Genomic DNA, 21,578 nt, shown 5'->3' on the forward strand with positions numbered 1-21,578 from the left:
TTGAGCCGTATGAGGGGAAACTCTCACGTACGGTTCTTAGGGGAGAAAGGGGCAGTAATGCCCTTGACTTACCCGATATTGAAAAGCAGGGTGACTTTTTTGTAGAATCCCCCATCATTCTGCTTGCTGCAATAATCTGGTATTTGAAGATTTACAAGAACGGGATTTATTGTACGTTCCCGCATGCGGTGGAATTACTGAACAAGCCTTATTCGGACCTGTTCACCGTCCTGACTTCCTATCCGGAGTTGGAAAACTACCTTTCTCCTTTCATGGATGCATGGAAAGGAGGGGCGCAGGATCAGCTCCAGGGCCAGATTGCTTCGGCAAAAATCCCCCTTACGCGTATGATTTCCCCACAACTATACTGGGTGATGACAGGAAATGATTTTTCGTTGGATATCAACAATCCGAAAGAACCCAAATTACTTTGTGTCGGCAACAATCCGGACAGGCAGAACATCTATTCGGCTGCACTCGGACTATATAATTCCCGTATTGTCAAACTTATCAACAAGAAAAGACAGCTCAAATGTGCCGTAATCATCGATGAGCTTCCCACCATTTATTTCCGGGGGCTTGACAATCTGATTGCAACGGCACGAAGCAACAAGGTGGGCGTGCTTCTGGGTTTTCAGGATTTCAGCCAGCTGACCCGCGATTATGGTGAAAAGGAGTCCAAGGTTATTCAGAACACGGTAGGAAATATATTCAGCGGGCAGGTGGTCGGAGAAACCGCAAAGACACTTTCTGAACGCTTCGGCAAGGTGCTCCAGCAGCGTCAGTCCGTTTCCATCAACCGTCAGGATGTTTCCACTTCCATCAACACGCAGCTTGACTCGCTCATCCCGGCATCCAAGATTGCCAATCTGTCGCAAGGTACGTTTGTCGGGGCTGTGGCGGATAATTTTGGCGAGAAGATAGAACAGAAAATATTCCATGCCGAAATTGTTGTAGACCATGCGGCGGTCAGTGCGGAAGAAAAAGCCTACAGGAAAATCCCTTTCATCAACGAATTCAAGGACAAGGACGGTAATGACATCATGATGCAGCAGATTCAGCGTAACTACGACCAGATCAAGTCGGACGCGCAGGCCATCATCAACGAAGAGATGGACCGTATCAAAAACGACCCGGAGTTATGCAAGCGATTGGGGCTGGATAATGAAAAAACATCCAAGAAGGAGTAATCCTTCCTATCATTAAATATCAATGAAGTGCGTGGGGGGGGATTTTCCCATCAATTCCCCCCATACTATTAGGCCGGAGCTCTGCAATAGGAGTATTCCTTTCATCTACTTCCCGAACTCCACGACAATCTCCGTCACTTCCCCATGTACTCTCCGCACATTCAGCACCCGTGCAGGAATCCCATGGTTGAAACAGCATTGGATAAACTCCATCCCGATAAACACTCCTGTATTGTATTCCCCTGTATCGTTCTCCGTGTTTTTGCAGAAAGTTACGGTTCCTTTCATCTTTTCATTCCTTCTCTTGCGGTATTGCGCTTCCTTTTCGTACATCACAAAGACTTCTCCTCTGACAATCTGCACCTGTTGGCCTTCGGTTTGTAGGAATTGCAGGTAACTTTCCAGCAGGTCTTCCGGGCATCCGCTATGGGATAGCATGTTTCTTATCCCTTGTATCTGAATCGAATTTTCCATTGCTTTTTATTTGGCTATGATTATCTTTTTATCCTTGATGACAAGTGTGTCTTTCCCGCCATGATTCGTCAGGCTTACATCCTTCAAGTCAATACGGCTGTTGGAGATGGAAAACTCCTGATGAATCGTATCATTCCGCAGGAAGTGGATGTCCTGTTTGTATAGGTTCGGAATGGAAAAGAACAGGGCTATGATTCCGCCCATGCAGCATACCATCAACAGGGTAAAGGCAACAAACCACCGCTGGTATTTTCTGTCATCCAAAACCTTCACTTCAACCGGTGCTGGCTCTTCGTTGATTGTTGCCTTTTTCTGGTTGCATATCACGCGGCATCTCAAATTGGGGAATTCATGCAGGCTGAACAGGTCCGGAATCTGTTGCAGGAATTGCAAGTATTGTTTGGTTTCCATCTGCACTTCCAGTTCCATGGTTACACGGATGACACTTCTTTTCATTATCTTGGGTTTCCCCAATGCGCCTGCGGGCTTGGCGACATTGATGGGACGGATGTCCGATGCTCCGTTATCCATGCTCATGACAAGCTCCATGCTGGTGCTTCCCAACGAAGGGGTGTCCGCCGGATGGATACCATAAGGTGAAGAGTTTTCCGTTCCCTCATATTCCGCTATCAGGTCTGCTATTTCTCGCACCTCGGTTACTGCCACGTTCTTTGCCTCTGCATTCACAAAGGTTTCTACTTTTGCCTTCACTCTGTCGGTCAGAAAGGCTTTTATCTTGTCTTCGCTTTTCTTATGGATAAGGTAGCTCGGATATTTTTTGGTAAAGTTTCGGGCTACGTTTTCCATATAGTCCATTGTATAATCATATATATCGTCAATCGATATATAGAATATCAACGCAATATGAAAATCACTAAATAGAGTATACATAGCTATCTAATTATTATTAGGGTTTCATTATTTCTATATCAGCAATAGGTATATAACCTATAAAAAAATTGAATACAGAAGAAATTTTGCACCATTTCTTTTCTATAGAATTTATAATAATAGGCATTCCAAAACTAATTTGTATGCTATCTGCTCCAATTTGAGTCAATTCTCCTTTGATAGACGTATATATATGTGAAGTACAAAGAAACCCCTTGTCTCCAGGTTTAATATCAAAATTAATTCTTGGGGCATAAAAATATTTTTGCAAAAAATCGTTACTAATATTTTTGATTTTACTTATCGAAGATCCTATTTGAGCTTGCTTAAATTTGTTATAACTACATTTTGGAACAGATTTTTCAGTATAATAATTGTAGCCATCATAATATATTTTCCCATAAAATTCTGCATCCTTACAATAAATTATATATATAGGTTTCTCTTTATTATTATAATATATAATTTTTTTAAGATATCCACCGTCAGGCCAAGTTTCTATGGTTTTTCTAATATTATTTTGATTATCAAAATATATGGTAGCTAGTATATTCATATCACTGTCTATCTCTCCTACAAGCGCATAATGATACATATTTTCAAAGTCTAAAAATTCTTCATTCACACATCGACCTAAGCTATCAATGAGTGTAAGATATGCAATGCGAAGTGGCATCTTATTTATACTATCAACTTCTCGCTGAAAAACATTACAATTTTGTGATAGCCCAATAGATATAAATAACAACTGAAACAAAACCCAAATAAATATTTTCATATATTTTCTTATTTTAATTCCCAAAAATGAACTGATTTTGCATGATTCCAATAATTATGTTTGCCTATCGCATTTCCATTATACCACAAGGTTGCATGTCCGCTTGCCCATCTATAATTATTAGACTCAAGAATGTAGATTCCCTTTTTTTCTTTAAGTTTCGAATAAACATCATTAAAGCAAGAAGGAGAATTGATTATAATATCAGCTTTTCCAAAAACAGAATCAGAAGACAACCATTTTAACAGTTTAATAGCACTTGTTATAATCCTCCTCCCTTTATATTCACCTTTTAGTATGACAAAATCTCCTTTTACTTTTATATTGGCACCTAATAAAGCAATAGACACCCTTGTAGCACAAGCATTTACAAAAATACGTCTATCGTAATCTTCGCCAAAAATTCTTTTGAAAACACTAACTGCAGGTTCATCATTTTCATTTAATGTACCTGCATTTATTTTGGGATAATGTTTGTATACATCAATCCATTTAGGTCTATTTATTTTCAATAAAGTTGATTTAAAACCTTCAACTTCAACAATAATATCTACCATTCTAACACAAATTTAAAGTATATTTCTCAAAAACATTTTCAATAATAACCTCACTATTATTATTAACTCGTCCTATAATCTGTATTTGATTTGTTCCTACTGCAATAGAAGTTGAATCATTTCTTTTTATCAATATAGCCATGCATTCGCCAGGCATATATCCATGAGTTTTTATATGTAAATTTAAGTCAATATAATGTCTTGACTTCTTTTTCAAACGAATATAATTTTTACTATACGTCCAATAAACTTCAGTGATTCCTTTATCTTCAATTTTTACCAAAGGAGAAATAGACTGCTTTTGCATAATGTCACTGATTTTCCACACCTTCTCCCTAACCTCCAGATTATTCCTTTTGATAATCCCCGGTGACAAATACAGCACCATCATCATCGGAGAGTTTCCGACACTCATATACTCCTCTATTTTCACACAGAAGCAGTCCCAGAACCGGAAAATGTCCGCAATCTCCACTTCGTTGTAGATGAAATGGATTTCCCCGTTGTGCATGGCTCCTTCGTTCAGCCAGTCATAGAAGAACTGTTCTTCACCCTTGCACTCAAACGCAAGCGTAATTAAGTCTCCCTCGACCGGCAGACACTCCTGATTACCGATTTCCTCGCATACTTGGATGTGGAGTTGTATGATTTTTCTCAGATTCGGGTCATCATAGTGCCGGATGTGGCACCGATAGTTATAATAGAGTATCGGCACCTCCATTCCTCTTATTTTCAGAATAGTTTCATAAATCATGATAATACAGTTTCAGGTGAATGACTATGGTAATAGGTCACGGCTAATCCAATAGTATGTCTGCCCGTTGGACTGGAACGACTTGCCGGCGGCTTCGTCCAGCAGTTTTTTCTTTTCCTTGAAATATTCAATCAGCATGTCCAGCTCCGCATCCGTAATCATTTTCTTTTTCCGCAAGTCCTTGACACGGTAAACTTCAAAGAAAGGATAGTCGGTCGGGCAGGAGGTAAACCTTTGCAAGGCCTCTGACAGGGGCATTCTCAGGAAAGTCTTTCTCCCTACCTTGCAATATCTGTCCCTGTTGCGCTCTGAAAGGAAATGTCTGACCAGTTTTCTCCTTGCACGGCGGGTTGAGGCATATTCCGGTGCGTTCAGGCTGTCCGTCTTTACACGTACGGTAGATTCTTCGGCATCTGCCTGTAGGTAGTCGTCTGGACAGTCGCAGATATCCACCTTCGCTTGCTTTTTCTTTTTGACCGCTTCGTATTTATAGTCAACGATCAGCTTGGAGGGGGCTTCCACATACTTTCTCAACCGTTTGAACTCCTCTTCGTTGACAAGCAGATAATAGTCCAGTGTGGAGGACAGCGAGTCCGGCAGTACGATTGGCTGTGCAGGCAGGCTCCAGGCAGGTTCGGTATCCGGAAGTACGGATAGCATGGGGTGTACCCCCGACTGGCGGATATGGTAATAAGCTGTCATTGTCGAATCTGTCCTATATCGGTGTGTACCCACTTCGTCGAATGCCCTTGCCAGGCTGTTGCTCAGCAGGGTATTGTCAAACTTCACTTGTATCAGCATGGAATCCACGGCGGTGGTCAGTCCTTCCAGTTCCAGCGATTCGTTCTTTTGCGGAAACACCAGCCATCCCTGTGTCATGCTCCGATTTGGAAAGTCCAGACAATAGGTGTTATGGTTCACCTCCGCATATTCGTTTTCATTTCTGATTTGTTCGGGATATACAATCAGTTCCCGTTTTTTCCGGCTGATGCGTGGTGCCGAGCAATCTATCATGTTCCCGATTTGCAGCACGAAGTTGTTGAAGTTATCCGGTTCTCCTCCGTAGAGCTGGAAGCCGATCATGCGGCAGTTGTTTTTTACCAGCTTGTTCACCAAGGTGGAGTCTGCCCACTCGCTGTTGAACCCTTTATCGCCGATGACAACCAGGATATTGGTTTCATCCGGACATTTGTTGAATTGCTCCACTCCGATCCGAAGGCCGGACCAGCTGCCGAATCGTCCGTATGTAGGTTTCAGTTGCTCGGCATTACGTGCTTTGGCGGAAAGGAAATCAAGCAGCTCCATGTAGTCGGGAGTCAGTTTGCAGATGGGGTCTTTCCGGCTGTCCGGTTCGTTGAAGGTAAGCACGGCACCGAACCTGAAAGAAAAGCTGTCGTCATTCACCAGTTGCGATTGCAGTCCCTGGATGGCATTCACCACGGCTGGAAACCGTTGGATGGTGTTCTCTTTTCCTTCCAGGACAAACATGAGGTTTATTTTTTGCAGGTCCTTCTCTATCTTGTTTTTGAAAGTCCCGTAATAGATTGGATTGCCGTTGACATTCAGCACATAGCTTTCCCGTTTGTCGATGACCGGCATCGGAAGCCGGGTTTTGAAGCAGAAGCTCGTGTCATTGTTCCGGTAGGACAGTACCGGGCTGTAGCGGATAGCAGGCTGGCTGGCCGAAAGTTGCAGTTTCCGCTTCAGGTCGTTGGATAATAGCGGCAAGGTGTCTTTCCGTTCCCTGTCTTTAAAAACAAGCGTGCTGTCCGGCAGCGAGGTTATGTCTATATGGAGCTGCTGTTCGGGGGCGGTCAGCAGGCGTTCGTCTATCCATCCGATGACAGCATGCCCTATGCTGTCTGCGTCAAGCTGCGGCTTGTCTGCCACGAGGGTGCATCCTTTGTCTTCCGATATTTGATAAGGATATACGACACTGTAAAATGGAATCTTGCCAGCCTCTTGTGTCAGGTCTGTATTTTTGAACAGTTTTACGGAGTCGTTGGCAAAATACGTTTTTGGGGTGGCCAATGCCACGCTGTCGTTCAGCATGACCACCTGTTTGTTTTTGAATCCGGTAACAATGTCGGTAAAGCCGCTCCGGGTCAGCAACAGGTCGTTTTGGTTGATCCATCCGCAGTATTTTACCTGTTTCCATTCTTTCAGTTTCCCGTTTTTCAGAATGGCTGGGTCGTATTGAATGACTCTGAGCCAGTCTCCTTTTCGCTTGATGACGAGAAATGCGTCCATGTATTTCACAGACTGCATCTCGTTCTTTCCGCTCGGACTCAGATAGGTCGTTCCTGCTTCATTGGCAAAGACAATCCATGGGGTATGCTTGGGCAGTGTCTGGCTGCGGGGAGCCTTTACCCCTTCTATGGAATAGTTTCGCATATATTCACGGGGTACATTCTTTATCCGCGTAAAACGGTGTACCGGTCCGCAGGATGCCATACAGATGATGCACCCGCAAATCCATCCTCCTTTTATGAGTGTCGATATGCAATTCTTTTTCATGCCTCATTTGTTTTTTTGTTCGGAAAAGCGTTCGTGCTGTGTTACCATCAGCTGCATCACACATTCGTTGTTCAGGTTGTCTCCCATATCGACGAACACCTCGTCTATAAGGGTTTTCCTGCGTGCTATGATTTTCAGTCCTTGGCAATAGGAATAGAAATCATTCTTCTTGCTGTTGTTGACGGTTACCGCTATGTCTGGATTTCCGCAAAGGTATTTCTTCAGGATATAATTGTAATGGGTATTGAACGGCTTGCCGTCCACGATGGCTTGCAAGTGTTCACGGATGTCATTGCCGATGATGACAAGCACGTCTGTCGAGTCGTTCTCCGTATATTGGGGAAGGATTTCAATGGTGTGCCGGACCGGATATTGGGTATTCTCCGTAGTCAGCAGAACCTCGTATATGCCGGGTTCTGTATAGGCGTAGAGTGGGTTCTGCTCCCGCGAATCGACAATTCCGGATTCTCCGAACTGCCAGCGCCATTCTTTCGACGGACCGTATCCTTTGAAAGATACGATTTCTCCTTGAAAGGCGGTTGCCGGTGCTTTCATCCTGACAAGCTCGTCGCTTCCGTAATCATCCCGGCTCCTGTGTACTGTGATGATCTGTTTCCTTTCCAGTCCTCCGTCCACTTGAAGGCGCACTTGGTAGCGTCCCGGTTTCTTGAACACGTATTCTCCGCTCCGTTCGTGTGATATGTCCCCGTTGCCGAATTCCCAAAGCCAGGAGCGTGCGTTGCGGGTGCTGTCTGCATAATGGACTGTTTCTCCGGTTTCCACCTCTATGGGGGTCAGTGTCATACGCACGGTGCGGCTGGAAAAGAACAGCCGGATCAGTATGGCGACAAGGATGCACAGCAGCATGGCTGCGATTACGAACAGAATCTTTCTGGTATAAATTTTTCCCATGTCATTTGTTTTTAGTTCCTGAGCGCAAGTCTTCCTCCTTTTTCTGCAAGCCTATCTCGCACTCCTCCAGATTGGCTTTGAACAGACTTATGTTTTGTCCGATACTCCATAGCTGTTTCCTGTCGGACAGCCACATGGCATAAAAGTCGGCAATGTGCATGAACAGCTTGTATCGCTTGTCCCAGCTGTTCCTTTCGTATGTGTTCCGCAGGTTGTTTATCAGATAATGGATGTCGTCTTCTTCATACTGGGCGTAAACGCCCGGTTCAAATGTTTCTATTTTACGGAACAGGGAGTCCACCGGCAACTGGCTTTCCGCTTGTTCCTGCTGGAAATCCTTGATGCGGTTCATTTTGATCTTTACGAACTCTTTCTGCTCAAACATCTTGAAATCTGAGTTCCACATGAAAATTACCAGACAACACGCTACGGTTGTCAGGAAAAAGAACAGGAATACATAGGCATGTCCCATGAATATTTCCCGTTTGTTCATTGTCTTTCTGTTGTTGTCCATGGCTTTCCGTTTTATTGTTTGTTGCCGCCGGAACCCACATTCAGGTTACGCCTTGTTTTCCAGTTGTCTTGGATGCACTGCATAAGGTCTTTCTTCACCATCTCTTCCTGGATATTCAGCAGACGGATGGAGTCTTTTACCCCGAGGAAGATGTTGAGGTTTTCCAGCAGCTGCCTGTAAAGCCTGCAATCTTTGGTGTCCATGCCTTGGACATATTTGAGCAGGTTCATCTTGCGCGTACTGACTACGCTTTGCAGGAGCTTGTCGTTTATTTGCGGTGAAGTGTTCATCAGTTTCATGTACTGGTAGATGGAGTCCATGCTGTTCGACAGGGACAGCTCTTTGGCATAGATATGGTCATATTCCAGTGCCTGCTCCGTGATTCGCTTTACTTCTATGCCGGAGGTTTTCAGGAAACAGGCAAAGATGCTTACCGCAAGGATTGTGCAGCATGTCAGATAGCCCGCGAATCTCAGATAGGCTTTCCTTACTTCTGTGTTGTTTTTCGGTTTCATATAGGATGATGTTTTATATTCATAAATAGGTGCTGATACCCAGATAGGCGCCTTGTTCGATTGGGGTTCCCAGCCAGAACCGGGCGTCTTCCTGCTGGATGATGTAGCGGATCTGTATCTCCTTGTCCGAGGGGAGGAACAGTTCTGTCAGCGCATTCAGTATTTTACTGTCGGCGGCGCCGGGAAAGAAGTTCTCCATCCGTCGGGCGGACAGGGGACCGATTTCCACCAGCATCTGGTAGGTGCCGTCGGCAAAACTGTTTCCCAGAACCATGTCGTCTCCCAGAATGCAGCTTCCCAATTTGGGAATAAGGCAGGAATCCACTTCCACCACGCATTTGTCTCCTCTCTTGATATGCACGGGCACACCGGTCAGAATGGTCATGCACTCGCCGGTTTTGGAGAGGCTCGCTGTAATCTGTTCCATATAGGCCAGCATATGGACAAGCATGACCGCCAAATGGGTCGGCAGCAGTTCCAGTACGGGCCATTGACCGGAAAAGATGCTTACGAAATCCGGATGTACGTTCATCTCGTCAATGCGGCGTTCCTTGTTCTGGAAGGCTACCAGCATATGGTCCAGGGAGATTTCGAAAGGCTTGAAGAAACGGCGGGCGAAAAATTCCTCTTCACGGTGGATGCGGATTTCGTCCAGCACCTGTTCCTTCGATATTTTCTCGGACTGGTAAAGGTTCTTGTGGAATATGCCTTCGGGCAGCTCGTCATAAAGGCTTCTCCTGTTCACATAAAGATACAGGTAATCCGTCAGGTCATAATGGGAATATTCCGGGTGGATGTCATGGATGTCTTTCGAGAATCCGCGCCGGATGTCTCCCCGTCTGAATATGAGGGTACGCTCTGCATCATACCCGGCCTCTTTCAGTCCGCTGGCCACCACTTCCGCCTTGAAGTCGGTATCCGGCAGGTTGAATGAATGGGAATGTTCGTCAAACCGTACTATTTTATCTTGTTCTTCCGTCATGTCCGTTCGCTTATAGGGGATTAGTCCAGTATGTTCCAGCGTGACTCGCTCGATTCTTTCGGTTGTCTGGAGCGTTCGGCGACAACGATGTTTTCCTTGTGCTTGCCGATATATTCCAGACGGCTGAGGGTTGTCCACAGATCATTGAACAGGTATAGGAAACGTTCCGTCGTAACCATCAGTTGGCGGATATTGTGGTGGTTGTACAGCAGCCCGCAGTTTTCCCTCAGCAGGCCTTCGTAGGCACCGGGAGTGATGCCGTTCCATTCGTTGAAATATTTCAGCAGGTCCTCCTTGTCTTCCTTGTCCATGAAACTCAGGCATACATACAGGCGGTGAGCCAATGTGGAGAATACGTTCAGGAAGTGTAGCGGTGAATAGTATTGCCCCTCGTTGCGGAAGGAGAAGTAGATATCGGATATGCACAGCATGACATGGCGGCACAGCATACCGATGTTGGTGGCCAGGCTGGTCTGTTTTTCTGCATTCTCCACTTTGGCAAGGATGTCAAACGAGGCCTTTTCTATGGAATCCACAAGTTGCCCGAATTTGGTATAGTAGCCTTTCAGGTCCGGATGGCTGGACATGCTTGTGCATGGCGGGATGAAGTTTCCGTCCACTTCACAGCGGTTTCCGTTCTTGCGCAAGCGGCCGATCAGCAGAAAGTGTCTTCCCAGCTCGCTTCCGTCGGTCTGTCCGCTCGGCAGCACGCTCAATGCATATTTGGGTAAGGCATTGGGCTGGCGTGGACTGATTTCCTTCTCGTTCGGAATACCCGAAGGAAGATGCTCGAAAGGGTCTGCCATCAGTATGACATCCCACCGCTTGTCCTTTTCTTCTTCCTTGTCTGTAGGGATATGGAAACTGGCGGTGAGTTCGTCATCCTCACCGGCATCATAATCTATCAGGTAACCTCCGGAAGTAAGGGCGTGGCAACGTTTCAGACGGACTTCCAAGGTGCCTGTAACGAGTTCCGTAATGCTGAAATCGCCGGAAACCGGTTCTCCTTTCTTGAATGGCAGGAGTCCGTAGGTATTGCGGTTCAGATGAAATGACTGGTATTCGCACAACCGGTCCGTAAAGTGGTCTTCCTGTTGGGTGAAATGCCCTTTGTTGACAGGCATTCCGTCTGCCCAGTTTACCAGCGGATATTTTTTCTTTTGGCTCTGTTTTCCTATCATAATGTTTCTATTTAATATTCGTTATACTTTATAAGTTCGTTTGCCACACGCTTGGCTATGATTACATCGTGTCTTTTCAGCTTGTTGCCGGCAAGTGTAACGTCGGGGTCTATATAGCGCCGTCTCTTGAAAAAGGACGGTTTGGTATAGAATACCCATTCGTAATAGGCTCCTCCTTCATTCTTATATACGATGGGCGAAGACGGTGATTTGAGGTTGCAGTCGTCAATCATGCGCTGGAACCACTGCCCGAAGATGACATCCTCGGATGCCTTGCCGGTTATGCGTTCCGATGCGGTGTCATCCACCCTGCGGAATATGTCCACATCCATTACGATACTCCGTTCACGGTTGATGTACAAGGTATCCGAGTCATATTCCTCCGAATATTTCCATACTTTATAAATTTCAATGGGTATGTCGAAATAGCTGTTCACCGTTTGGGAATACAGGAGTGGAAATGCAAAGGGCAGCAGGCAGGTGGAGGCCCAGATGCCGTACTGGAGTTCGTTGCAGAGGTTGAACACTACGGAAAAAAGTCCGGCCCCCAGAAGCATGACCGTAACCGTCAGCAGGCATTGGATGCCGAAAGAAGGCATTTCCTTGCTTGATGCGAACACTTTGCGAAGGATGAGCCGGTTGTAATATCCGGCAGTCCAGTACAGGATGACCAGCAGGATATAGGCATAGGGCATGAAGTTATAGTCCATGAATCCGGACAGACTGGGCAGGGCAAGGATTATGCCGCACAGCAGCAGATACGCAATCAGTTTTTTGTTGTTGAGCAGCTTGTTCTTGCGTGCGATAAAATAGGCTGCGATTCCGAAAATCACGGTCAGCAGCGGCATCAGCAGGTACGATGAAATGAGATGTTGGGTAACTGGGTTCATAAGTATGGTATTTATGCTTTATTGTATTCTATGAATATCCGGTAATTGAATGTGTCCGGCGAACAGGCCGAGAGTTTGGTACGCAGGTTGTCTTTTATCTGTTTTTCCTGCGAAGGCTCATCCAGTTTCGTTCCAAGAATCAGATGGACTTCTTTGGTTCGGATCAGTCCTTCGTGCGGCATCGGGCTGATTTCCACCCCGTTCCGGATTTCTGTCCGCACCAGCAGTTCGCCGAGTTCTTTTTTGCAGAAGCTGGCTATGTCGTTCTGTGTCAGGACACGGCCGTGCGAAATGAAGGCGTATTTGTAGATGTCAATCCGTTCTCTGTTTTGGGGGGCTTGTTTCCCTCCGTAGGTGGTACTGACCAGAGCCAGTGTCTTCGGGTCCAGGTAAGTGGTGGCATTGGGGGACAGGTTTACGCCTGCCTGTATCCGGTTTCCTACCTCACAGTTGGTTGTCCAGTATTTGACGGTAATCTGCCCCTTGCCGGACAGTTCGTCAATCATAAGGTAATAAGGTGTTTCCCTGAACTCGTTCATGTTGTCTGCCGTCTGTTTCATTTGTGCCATCAGCTGCTCCATCTGGATGGTAAGTGCCTGTAGCTTGATGCTTGATACGGCATTGAAGGCATGGGTCTCGTCATCCAGCAGGTCGGACAGATAGCCGAGCAGCTCCTTGGCGGAACGGGAGTCGAAACGCTCGCATCCTCCTTTGCGGATGGAGTAGGTTCCATAGCTTTCTGTGGAATCCTTTGCGAGATAGAGGAGTTCATGGTAGTTCTTTCCGTCAGAATCCTTCACGCTGTGTACGGACAGAAGGGATTCGTAGCTGCCCGTGCGCAAGGGTATCACCCTGAAAGTTTCCTCAAGGGTGGTCGTCTGTTCGTGAAGCGTCTTGTTCTCTACAGGCACGATGTTGATGCCGGCATGAAGTTCTTCAAGGACTTCCGCTGTGAAATGGGCGGGGAACTGTATCTTCACCCATACCAGCTTGTCCTGCATCTTCTCCAGAACGGCCTCTTTGAAACAGGACCGCAGGGTGTCCGGAAGGTTTTTCCTGCAGGAACCGTCGAGTGGAAAGGACTGCGATACTTTCAGAAAATGTTTGCTGTAAATATCCATGACTTCCTTGTCTATGGCGGACATCACGTCATAGTCTTGGAAAAAGGCACGGGTTGGTTCTTTCTGTATGGTTGTCTTTTCATGGATTCCCCCTTCCATCACGACTGTTTTCCCTTCTACGGACCATTCCGTACAAGGGAGCAGGAGCAGATATTCATAGCTTTCCGTAAGGTTGGGAAAATCCAGATAGAAGGAAAAGTCTTCAAGGTCGGAAATGGATTCATCCACCGCCATTCCTAACCAGACGGTACGCGGAGGCATCCTTGTCTCTGCACGGGCAATCATGGTCTTCTCCAAGGTAGGGGCTATCCGGTAGAGAAGGTCGTCACAGACCATATATTTCACATCGGCTTTGTGCAGCAGGGTATCGCAGACGGGATAAAACGATACGCTTCCGGTCGATAGCTTCCGGGTAAGCGAGTCGCTCTCGTAATACATGCCCGATTCCCGGGTTATCAGGTAACACGGTTCTATGGGATAGGCGTGTACGATGCCGTGTGCGGGAAAGGGTGAGGTAAAGATGTCCGGAGTAAGGATTCGGGCGGTCTTTTCCAGCAGCCTTGTCTCGATGGCGGTAAAATCCTCTCCCAGCATATATATCTCGTTGGACAACGCTTCCAGCAGGAGCTTGACAACCGGGTCGAAGTTTTCCGCCTTTTTTATTCCCCAGAAAGCCGCAGCGTATTTCAGCATACGGTTTCTGATTTGCTCTTTATTGTATTTTTCTGTACTCATAATCCTTTCATCGGGTTGAAATCGGTCCTAAATAGATTACATAATAGAAACACCGTTTTTCTCCGGTATGTACCAGGGTTCCATATACATATACTTGTACACGTTTCTTTACGGCGGGAGCGTCAAATACATTGTCCTGTCGGGTGGTATCATCAATGATGACACGTACATTTACACCCGTAAGCCGCTTCTCGTGCCGGGTAATTGCCTTGGTTATGTATTCCGAGAATTGTCCTTCCCAACGGGTGTGTGAAACAATGCTTTCAAAGTCGAGAAAAAAGATCTCACAGCCGAACTCCTTGTCAAAGGCATGTTCGCCGGGAGCCGTACTGATCAGCAGTTCGATAAACTGGTCGATGGACTCGATTTCCGAGCAGGATGCAAGACGGCTGTTTTCCACATCCTCGCTGAGCAGGGCTTCAAAATCTAGGGGCAACTTGCAAAACTTTGTTTCCATACTTGTCAGTACCATTCGTTTTCAAATTCTTCGTCTATGAACTTCAGTGTTCTTGCGGCAAACAGAAGGACGATGCTGCTGGAATTGGATATACGGTCAACCTTGCGTTGCAGGCGGATGCAGTTCCCTTCCACAAAGCGCAAGGCAAATGCCGCCTGTTGGTCAGGTTGGTCCTTTTGGAAGATCCGTATTTCGCCGTCTTCACAGGAGTGGCTGTATGCGGCCCATCTCAACAGCTCGTCACCCGGCATCCCGCTGAGGGTACAGGTGACGAATCCGCCGTAGGCTTCACCTTCAGGCAATCCGTCACGGTCTGTATTCCGCTTGAATTGCAGGTCGAATTCTTCAATGCTGTATGTCTCATGGCAGACGGACAGCCGCATCACGTAGCGGTCATCCGGCATTGAGGATTTTTTGTTTTTGAACAATGAAGTGAACCAGTTCATGATTATAAGTTTAAGTGACACGAATCGCCGGTCTCCATTTCCCGGAAGTGGATGAATAGTGATATACGGCTCTCTTTGGTTGTTGAATGCACATTGAAATCAAGGCATTTTGCTCCCTTGAAACGGATGATCTCTTTGGGAGTACCGGGCAGGTCGGAAGTGTTCATCACCTCTCCGTCCTTCAGGATTCTTGAATTGAACATCCATTCCAAGAGTTCCTCTGTAGGAAATCCGGCAATGCTTACCCGTATTTTACCGCCGTAGGTCTTCCCGGTTACCTTTCCATTAGGAGTGGTTTCTTTCCGGAAGTCATACTCGTAGCCCAGCAGGTCGTATGCCTGCACTTCTTCATGCTCCGAGGGTTCGGCGGTCCAAAACTTGATATACGATTGTGCACTCATATCCTTATATTGTTTTATTCTTCTTTACTCATCAGATTGGTTTGCAGCATGGCGGTCAGGGTCTGTTCCTCGTTCATGCGTGATTCAACGAACAGTACCGTATCTTGGCTGTCCAGATGCTTGCGTACATAGGCTCGCAGGTAGGCTTTGAAAGCCTGTACCTTCGTCCGGTATTCCTCTAAAGGGAGGGCGAAGATACCTTGTTCTCCCACACGTTCTAATCCGTATTTTTCCAATTCTTCTTCAAATGACTTTTTTGATTGGTCATTGGAGATTGTATAAATTATTAATGTTTTATACTGTTTCATACTACTATTTATATAGCGGCTAATTAATTAAAAAATGATATATCAACACACCTAAAATCATTTCATAAATTGGTATACACCAAATCATCCAATTAGCTATAAGTTTATTCCTTACACAACCTTGATATTTTTTCATTAGACCTTCTATCTTTTTTTTACGATACACCATAACACAAAAAGTAACAAAAATGAATAATGGCGCAATTAAAAAAATAAGACTGGAAATTCCATTTAAAAAGTAAATATATACATTATGAATATCAGCCCATTTTTGAATGCAAAAAAATAATATAACTATTGCAATTCCAACTATGTATGATAAGAAAATACATGTACTTAATATTGGAGGATCTCCATGTTTTTTATACATTATATATAGTCTATAAAAAATATAATCAATCATAATGCTATTTCCTATAAATAAAAGGTGATACAACTTTCGTATTGTCTTGTGGCATAACAAAAAACGAATTATAAAAATCTGTACAGAAATTCAGTTCTTCCTTATTTTGTATAGGATCAATATTTTGTATAGGATCAACCTCATAATCATTCCCCCAAAGTACACCTCCATCCAATTCTTCATCTATCATATCACCTATTGTTTTATCAAAAAAACAAAGTCCCACTATATCTGCTGCAAAGAAAACACCGCCAATGGCCCAACCAACTCCAGGTATTGTTGCACAAAGTCCTGTTACCACAGTATAAACATCTGAAACTTTAACATTTTTATTGTTAAACATATTTGCAGCTGTGGAAAGTGTACTTAATACAGACCCAACTCTACCTGCTCTATTTAAAAATTTCCCCAAACTTTTTCTTATTGTACTTGATTTTATATTATATCCATTATTCCTTAATGATTTACTAATTTCATTTGACAAATCACGTCTAAATCTACGGTTCGAAACATTTTCTATATTCCATTTACTTTCTAACCAGGCAACAGGTGTTCCGATAAAAGCATTGACCATATCAAATGTCTGCAATATATCAGAGGTAAGTTGACTGCCATAATGTATATTGAAATCTTTCAACGGAATAGTATATTCTTCTGTTTTACAATTATCACTAATCCTTTCTAGCACTTTAACTGTTAATGTTGCCGGTACACAATTATAATTAAGTAAAACCTTTACATCATCTAAATTTGAAACCTTCACTATTCTTTTTCCAAATGCATTAAATCCCATATTTACAGAAAAAGTCCCGTCCGGATTGGAAAAGCAAATAGCATTTTTGATTTGTCCTTCTGTTAAATGTAAACTTCTTATATATGATTCTGGAGAATAATCAATTCTTTGTATAGACTTTGAATGAAAAAAATTATCTCCATTCTGCCTATATAATGATTCATCAATATATATTTGTTCTTCAAAGGCATAGCCAAGCCCTTCAACATATCCTGTATAAATAATATCCATCCTATTCATTTGAAAGAAATCATCTTTCGATATGAATGTTTGAGTTCTGTCATTGTATTCAGGCATAATTGTAATTATTTATTTTACCCACTGATTATCAAAATCAATACCATTCACGTTTACACTCTCTGGAGAAAGAACCAGTGTTGTTGATAATCCTTGTCCCATGTTAATTGCTCTATGTAACTTTGTACAATACGCATTCGTAAACGCCACCTCAAATATCACCCCGGATGTTCCGGTCTTGAACAGAACTGCCCCGTTCTTTTTCACCCACGGTTTCACAGCCCATCCGTAGATGTTGCTTTTCACCGTCTGCGAAAGGGTTATCATGATTCGTCCCCCTCGCACTTCGCCTTCCGGTTGGTTCTTTAGGTTATCTACTGGCTGGTGAAAACCTATTTTGAATTGTTCCACTGCATATTCGTCGCCGTCAACGCTGAATATGACATTCACGTTGCTGTCCACTTGCGGAAAATTAAAAAGTCCCATAACGCTGCTGTTTTTAAAACACCCACTGATTTTCAAACTCTTCTGTACCGAATGCCAGTTTCTGTGCCTGTACGGTCAGTTTGGTCGCAATATAGCTTTTGCCTTGCCGGATATAGCTGATTTCCATATCCACACAAGTCGCTTTCTCAAAGAGTATCTTTTCGAGCGTGGAGCCTTGGTTGTCATGAACTACGATGGCTCCGCTCTGGTATTTACGGGCATCCAGCATCCACTGGATCATGTCACGGTTGGGAAGATGAGGGTAGGTTACATAAAACGTGCCGCCTTTTACCTCGGTCTGTACCTGTCCTTTTATATCTATCCCTTGGGCAAATCCGAATTCGCAGCCGATGAGCTGGTAGCTGTCCTTGTACATGTCGGTCAGTGAGGAGGCAGCCAGGTTGCCTATCTTTAAGAATACGGTATATCCAAACATACGATACTTGATTATTGGTGAATATTCCAGGTTAATTCATTCTGTTCGTCCAGACCTACCTCCAGACTTTTTCCTTTGCCCAGCTCCTCGTTGATGATAAGCCGTGAAATCGGTCTGCGCAGATAGTTACGGATTACACCGGCCACTTGGCGGGCACCGTATTTGGGCGTGAATCCTTTGTGTGCAAGCATTTTACGGGCATCATCGGTGATGGTTATGCCGATACCCTGCTTGTCCAGAAGTTTTCTGACTCCATTGAACTGTATGTCGAATATTTTTAGGAGTATGTCTTCGCGGATGGGGGAGAACGGAACGATTTCAGACAGGCGTGCCAGAAACTCCGGACGGAAATACTGCCCCATCACCTCCATGATCTGGGTGGTGGACGGAATATTGCCGGACTCAAGTTGCTTGGTCAGCCACTCGCTTCCTACATTGGATGTGAACAGCACGATGGAGTTGGAGAAATCCCCTTCCTTGCCCAGACGGTCATGCAGTTTTCCTTCGTCCATGATTTGCAGGAAAATGTCATATACGGACGGATGCGCTTTCTCTATTTCATCAAAGAGGACGACGGCGTATGGCTGTTGCCGTATTTTATTGACCAGCATGCCGCCTTCCTCATATCCCACATATCCCGGAGGCGCTCCGTACAGCAGGGCGGCGGAGTGTTCTTCCTTGAACTCGGACATGTCGAAGCGGATCATGGATTTCTCGTCATTGAACAGGGCTTCCGCCAGTGCCTTGGCAAGTTCGGTCTTGCCGGTACCGGTGGGTCCCAGCAGGAAGAAGGAGCCGATGGGCTGTCCCGGCTTGTTCATGCCGCTACGGGATTCCAGAATGGCATCTGTCAATGTCTTCAGGGCCTGGTCCTGTCCGACGACGCGTCGCCTCAGATAGTCTTCCATATTGAGTAGCCGTTCCTTTTCTTGCGACTGTATCTTGCCGATGGGGATGCCTGTCTTGCTGGCGACAACGGCGGCTACCTCATAGATACCCACCTCCTCTATTTTCTTCTCTGCAAATTGGAGGAGGACGTTCAATGCGTTTCTCAGATAGCCGGTCAGTTCTTCATACTCCTGCAATTCATGGATGTCCGCTTCATCGGGTATGACTCCTAAAAGGATGGGGCTTAATTTGTTGTGCATCACGAAAAGCAGCGTTTTCAGTTCTTCGGTCTTTTCCTGAAGGTCCTTTTCGTCCTTTTCTATTTCATCCAGCCCGGACAGCAGGGTCTCCACATTCTTCTTTCCTGTTTCATTGACCATCTTGATGGCGGAGAGCGTCATGTCCAGCAGACCGATGGCGGAATCAGGCAGACGGCGGTCTTTGATATACCGTTTGGCAAGACGGACACATTCGGCTACGGCTTCGTTGCTGATTCTTACATGATGGTAGTCCACGTATTGTTTCTGCACGGAGTGTAGCATCTGGATAGCAGACTTTATGTCCGGTTCGCTTACCTGTATGACCTCGAAACGGCGGCTGAAAGCATGGTCCGGCTCGATGATTTTGCGGTATTCGTCAATGGTGGTGGCACCGATGACGGTCAGGTCGCCGTGCGACAGTTCGGATTTCAATACATTTCCAGCACCGGTATTTCCTTGTCGGTTGTCCAGCAATACATGGATTTCGTCAATAAACAGGATTGCATTGTCGATATTCCGCAATTCTTTCAGGATGTTTTTCAGGCGGTCCTCGATTTCCCCCTTGTAGGTGGCTCCCGCAATCAGGGAGGCGTTGTCCAGTTCAAATACACGGGTTTCTTCCAAAAACGAGGGTACTTTATGGTTGACTATGTCCCAGGCAAGTCCGTAAACCAGTGCTGTCTTTCCTACTCCGGCATCACCGACAATCAGGACATTGGACTTGCCCCGGCTTCCCAGTATCTCCATGACCATACGGTTTTCACGGTCGCGGTTGATGACCGGATGCAGCTTGTTGGCCGCATCTTCGGTTAGATCCACACAGTATTTGCCCAAGAAGGAGGATGAGGCGGAAGTCGGGGCATAGGACTTCTCCGTAGTGGCGGAAGGACATGCCGGCTGCCCGTTACCTATATATATGGAATGGATATCCTTTTCCAGAATGGGGAAAGACCTGAGCTGGTCGCTGGAAAAAGCGACACCGGGCTTTGCCAGTGCCAATAGCACACAGATGGGATTGATGTCGAACAGCCCGAACTGGATTCGTGCATCGTCTGCGGCACGGAAAACGGCGTCAATCCGTTCCGAAGGCTTGATTTCGGACAACTGGGTGGATTTCGGGCATTGTTCGATATACACGTCCGCCCATTCCTCCAGATAGCCTAAATCCTTACCTATACTTATTATAAAATCTCTTAACCCTACATCTTTATGAAGTAGAGCCTTCAACAAATGCGAGGGTGTATAACACTCGTTCGCATTTTCACGAGCCACTGCAAGTGCTATGTTAAGCGCAATTTTTACAGAATCATCAAGATTGATGAAACCAACTCCTGTTTCCATAATCGTAAGATTTAAAAATTGCGCAGGAGAACATTGCAAATATAAGGCAAAAAAAATAATTCGGCTATTGTTGGCAGCGTTTTTTTTATGCTTATGGGCATATTTTCGGTAAAAACAAGAAAAAATCATCAAAAGTTCTTTGTAGTTTTCAGAAAATGCCATATATTGGGCGCAGAAATTGAAGGACAAAGATAGGACTGTAGCAGGCCTCCTTTGACCGGATATTTCAAAATCAACTTATTTTTTAATTTAAAACTTTGAGAATATGGCATTTAAAGCGTCATTTAAGTTTTCGGACTCAAGAGAGTTTGATGTACTGACCTGGAGAGTTAAGTTCAATCGTGATGTGGACCCCAAAGGCCGTCCGGCATCTGACATTTATGGTGGCACAATCTATGTGGAAATCGAATCAACTCCCGATACCATTGTGCTGGATAAGATGTTCAAGCAGTACCAGCCCGTAAACGGAAACATCGTCTTCAAGAAAGCGGATGAAGATGCCAAAATGAAGGAATTGGTGTTCGAAAATGGTTATGTGGTGGATTACGAAGAGGCACTGAATGTGGCTAATCCTTATCCGATGACAATCAAGTTCGCCATTTCTGCACAGACCGTGAAGATGGACGAGGCTACATTTGTACAGGATTGGCCGGAAAACAACTAATGGTTGTTTCCTAATCAAAGTTTTAAGGTGCCGGAATATACCAATTCCGGTTATTTCGGCACCAAAAAACATACCGACCAGTCGGATTATTTATTTAAAATCATAGTTTAAGATAGTATGGGAGCAAGTTTTCTGAATTTGGTGGCTACTAAAGTAACCGTGAAAGGAGAAGAACAGAAATTCGTTTCACTGCATCTCCGTCAGGGTTTCAACCGGCATCACACCTTCACTGTGATGGTGAATTATCTGTCGCCTAACAATACGTTCCAACAGACCCCGGAAAAATTCATCGGCTACATCGGGGAGACTGCCAGCATTTCATTTGTCCATAGGCAGACGGGTGAGAGTTATGACTTCGAGGGAATCATCACGGCTCACCCGATAAATCAGGGGGAAAATTCTTTAATTCTATAGAAAATTTGCACCTTTGTACCATGAACAATCAAG

The 21,578-nt window shown here is 45.1% G+C and carries 23 protein-coding genes and 1 pseudogene; 3 read left to right on the top strand and 21 right to left on the bottom strand.

Features of this window, described 5'->3' with window-relative positions; genetic code table 11:
* Nucleotides 1-1,190 (top strand): TraM recognition domain-containing protein (locus AB5935_RS20230; protein WP_368327538.1); only part of this gene is annotated, 1,190 nt, incomplete at its 5' end.
* 105 nt (nucleotides 1,191-1,295) lie between these two features.
* On the opposite strand, the gene AB5935_RS20235 is transcribed toward AB5935_RS20230, so the two are convergent.
* From AB5935_RS20235 to AB5935_RS20335, 21 genes are all read right to left on the bottom strand, one after another.
* Nucleotides 1,296-1,664, bottom strand: a complete 369-nt coding sequence (locus tag AB5935_RS20235; protein WP_117601207.1) for a hypothetical protein — start codon at nucleotides 1,662-1,664, stop codon at nucleotides 1,296-1,298.
* A 6-nt stretch (nucleotides 1,665-1,670) separates the two neighbouring features.
* A complete protein-coding gene (locus tag AB5935_RS20240) occupies nucleotides 1,671-2,555 on the bottom strand; it encodes a translation initiation factor 2 (protein ID WP_117589930.1) in 885 nt (294 codons plus the stop codon).
* A 16-nt stretch (nucleotides 2,556-2,571) separates the two neighbouring features.
* Nucleotides 2,572-3,333 carry a hypothetical protein gene (locus AB5935_RS20245; protein ID WP_117601206.1) on the bottom strand — a complete coding sequence of 254 codons (762 nt, stop codon included), beginning with the start codon at nucleotides 3,331-3,333 and terminating at the stop codon, nucleotides 2,572-2,574.
* Nucleotides 3,334-3,341: 8 nt separating this feature from the next.
* Complete coding sequence (locus AB5935_RS20250) at nucleotides 3,342-3,890, bottom strand: T6SS effector amidase Tae4 family protein (protein ID WP_117589938.1); 549 nt, start codon at nucleotides 3,888-3,890, stop codon at nucleotides 3,342-3,344.
* Between the two features lies 1 nt (nucleotide 3,891).
* Entirely contained in the window at nucleotides 3,892-4,644 is a 753-nt protein-coding gene (gene tssD / locus AB5935_RS20255; protein ID WP_146265087.1) for a type VI secretion system tube protein TssD, read from the bottom strand.
* A gap of 24 nt (nucleotides 4,645-4,668) precedes the next feature.
* Nucleotides 4,669-7,161 (bottom strand): type VI secretion system protein TssR domain-containing protein, encoded by a 2,493-nt coding sequence (gene tssR / locus AB5935_RS20260; RefSeq protein WP_146265086.1) that lies wholly within the window; start codon nucleotides 7,159-7,161, stop codon nucleotides 4,669-4,671.
* A 3-nt stretch (nucleotides 7,162-7,164) separates the two neighbouring features.
* On the bottom strand, nucleotides 7,165-8,073 hold the full coding sequence (locus AB5935_RS20265; RefSeq protein WP_004288733.1) for a PKD domain-containing protein: 909 nt from the start codon (nucleotides 8,071-8,073) through the stop codon (nucleotides 7,165-7,167).
* A 1-nt stretch (nucleotide 8,074) separates the two neighbouring features.
* Nucleotides 8,075-8,587, bottom strand: coding sequence for a type VI secretion system transmembrane protein TssO (locus AB5935_RS20270; RefSeq protein ID WP_004288732.1), 513 nt, complete (start codon nucleotides 8,585-8,587; stop codon nucleotides 8,075-8,077).
* 11 nt (nucleotides 8,588-8,598) lie between these two features.
* Entirely contained in the window at nucleotides 8,599-9,102 is a 504-nt protein-coding gene (locus tag AB5935_RS20275; protein WP_004288731.1) for a type VI secretion system TssO, read from the bottom strand.
* Nucleotides 9,103-9,121: 19 nt separating this feature from the next.
* Nucleotides 9,122-10,084, bottom strand: a complete 963-nt coding sequence (locus AB5935_RS20280; protein WP_146265085.1) for a type VI secretion system baseplate subunit TssG — start codon at nucleotides 10,082-10,084, stop codon at nucleotides 9,122-9,124.
* 20 nt (nucleotides 10,085-10,104) lie between these two features.
* The gene (locus tag AB5935_RS20285; RefSeq protein WP_146265084.1) at nucleotides 10,105-11,265 is read right to left on the bottom strand and encodes a type VI secretion system baseplate subunit TssK; all 1,161 of its coding nucleotides are present in this window, start codon (nucleotides 11,263-11,265) and stop codon (nucleotides 10,105-10,107) included.
* Between the two features lie 11 nt (nucleotides 11,266-11,276).
* On the bottom strand, nucleotides 11,277-12,155 hold the full coding sequence (locus AB5935_RS20290) for a TssN family type VI secretion system protein (RefSeq protein WP_146265083.1): 879 nt from the start codon (nucleotides 12,153-12,155) through the stop codon (nucleotides 11,277-11,279).
* An 11-nt stretch (nucleotides 12,156-12,166) separates the two neighbouring features.
* Nucleotides 12,167-14,011 (bottom strand): type VI secretion system baseplate subunit TssF, encoded by a 1,845-nt coding sequence (locus AB5935_RS20295; protein ID WP_146265082.1) that lies wholly within the window; start codon nucleotides 14,009-14,011, stop codon nucleotides 12,167-12,169.
* A gap of 7 nt (nucleotides 14,012-14,018) precedes the next feature.
* Nucleotides 14,019-14,483 carry a GPW/gp25 family protein gene (locus tag AB5935_RS20300; RefSeq protein ID WP_007832768.1) on the bottom strand — a complete coding sequence of 155 codons (465 nt, stop codon included), beginning with the start codon at nucleotides 14,481-14,483 and terminating at the stop codon, nucleotides 14,019-14,021.
* Nucleotides 14,474-14,914, bottom strand: a complete 441-nt coding sequence (gene tssD, locus AB5935_RS20305) for a type VI secretion system tube protein TssD (RefSeq protein WP_185150550.1) — start codon at nucleotides 14,912-14,914, stop codon at nucleotides 14,474-14,476. Before tssD (AB5935_RS20305) ends, AB5935_RS20300 begins: the two co-directional genes overlap by 10 nt.
* 2 nt (nucleotides 14,915-14,916) lie before the next feature.
* Entirely contained in the window at nucleotides 14,917-15,315 is a 399-nt protein-coding gene (gene tssD / locus AB5935_RS20310) for a type VI secretion system tube protein TssD (protein ID WP_007832771.1), read from the bottom strand.
* Between the two features lie 14 nt (nucleotides 15,316-15,329).
* A complete protein-coding gene (locus AB5935_RS20315) occupies nucleotides 15,330-15,623 on the bottom strand; it encodes a hypothetical protein (protein ID WP_007832772.1) in 294 nt (97 codons plus the stop codon).
* 407 nt (nucleotides 15,624-16,030) lie between these two features.
* Nucleotides 16,031-17,116 (bottom strand): hypothetical protein, encoded by a 1,086-nt coding sequence (locus AB5935_RS20320; protein WP_007832774.1) that lies wholly within the window; start codon nucleotides 17,114-17,116, stop codon nucleotides 16,031-16,033.
* A 12-nt stretch (nucleotides 17,117-17,128) separates the two neighbouring features.
* On the bottom strand, nucleotides 17,129-17,542 hold the full coding sequence (gene tssD, locus AB5935_RS20325) for a type VI secretion system tube protein TssD (RefSeq protein WP_007832775.1): 414 nt from the start codon (nucleotides 17,540-17,542) through the stop codon (nucleotides 17,129-17,131).
* A gap of 13 nt (nucleotides 17,543-17,555) precedes the next feature.
* On the bottom strand, nucleotides 17,556-17,978 hold the full coding sequence (gene tssD, locus AB5935_RS20330; protein ID WP_004288719.1) for a type VI secretion system tube protein TssD: 423 nt from the start codon (nucleotides 17,976-17,978) through the stop codon (nucleotides 17,556-17,558).
* 11 nt (nucleotides 17,979-17,989) lie between these two features.
* Complete coding sequence (locus AB5935_RS20335) at nucleotides 17,990-20,467, bottom strand: ATP-dependent Clp protease ATP-binding subunit (RefSeq protein WP_185150549.1); 2,478 nt, start codon at nucleotides 20,465-20,467, stop codon at nucleotides 17,990-17,992.
* 265 nt (nucleotides 20,468-20,732) lie between these two features.
* Between AB5935_RS20335 and tssD (AB5935_RS20340) the strand changes: the two genes are divergently transcribed.
* Entirely contained in the window at nucleotides 20,733-21,131 is a 399-nt protein-coding gene (gene tssD / locus AB5935_RS20340; RefSeq protein ID WP_004288717.1) for a type VI secretion system tube protein TssD, read from the top strand.
* Nucleotides 21,132-21,248: 117 nt separating this feature from the next.
* Nucleotides 21,249-21,503 (top strand): annotated as a pseudogene (locus tag AB5935_RS20345) (type IV secretion protein Rhs); the annotation flags it as partial.
* Between the last annotated feature and the right edge of the window lie 75 nt (nucleotides 21,504-21,578).

This window comes from Phocaeicola sp. RTP21198st1_B8_RTP21198_201120, from assembly GCF_040929485.1.
GTDB lineage: Bacteria > Bacteroidota > Bacteroidia > Bacteroidales > Bacteroidaceae > Phocaeicola > Phocaeicola dorei.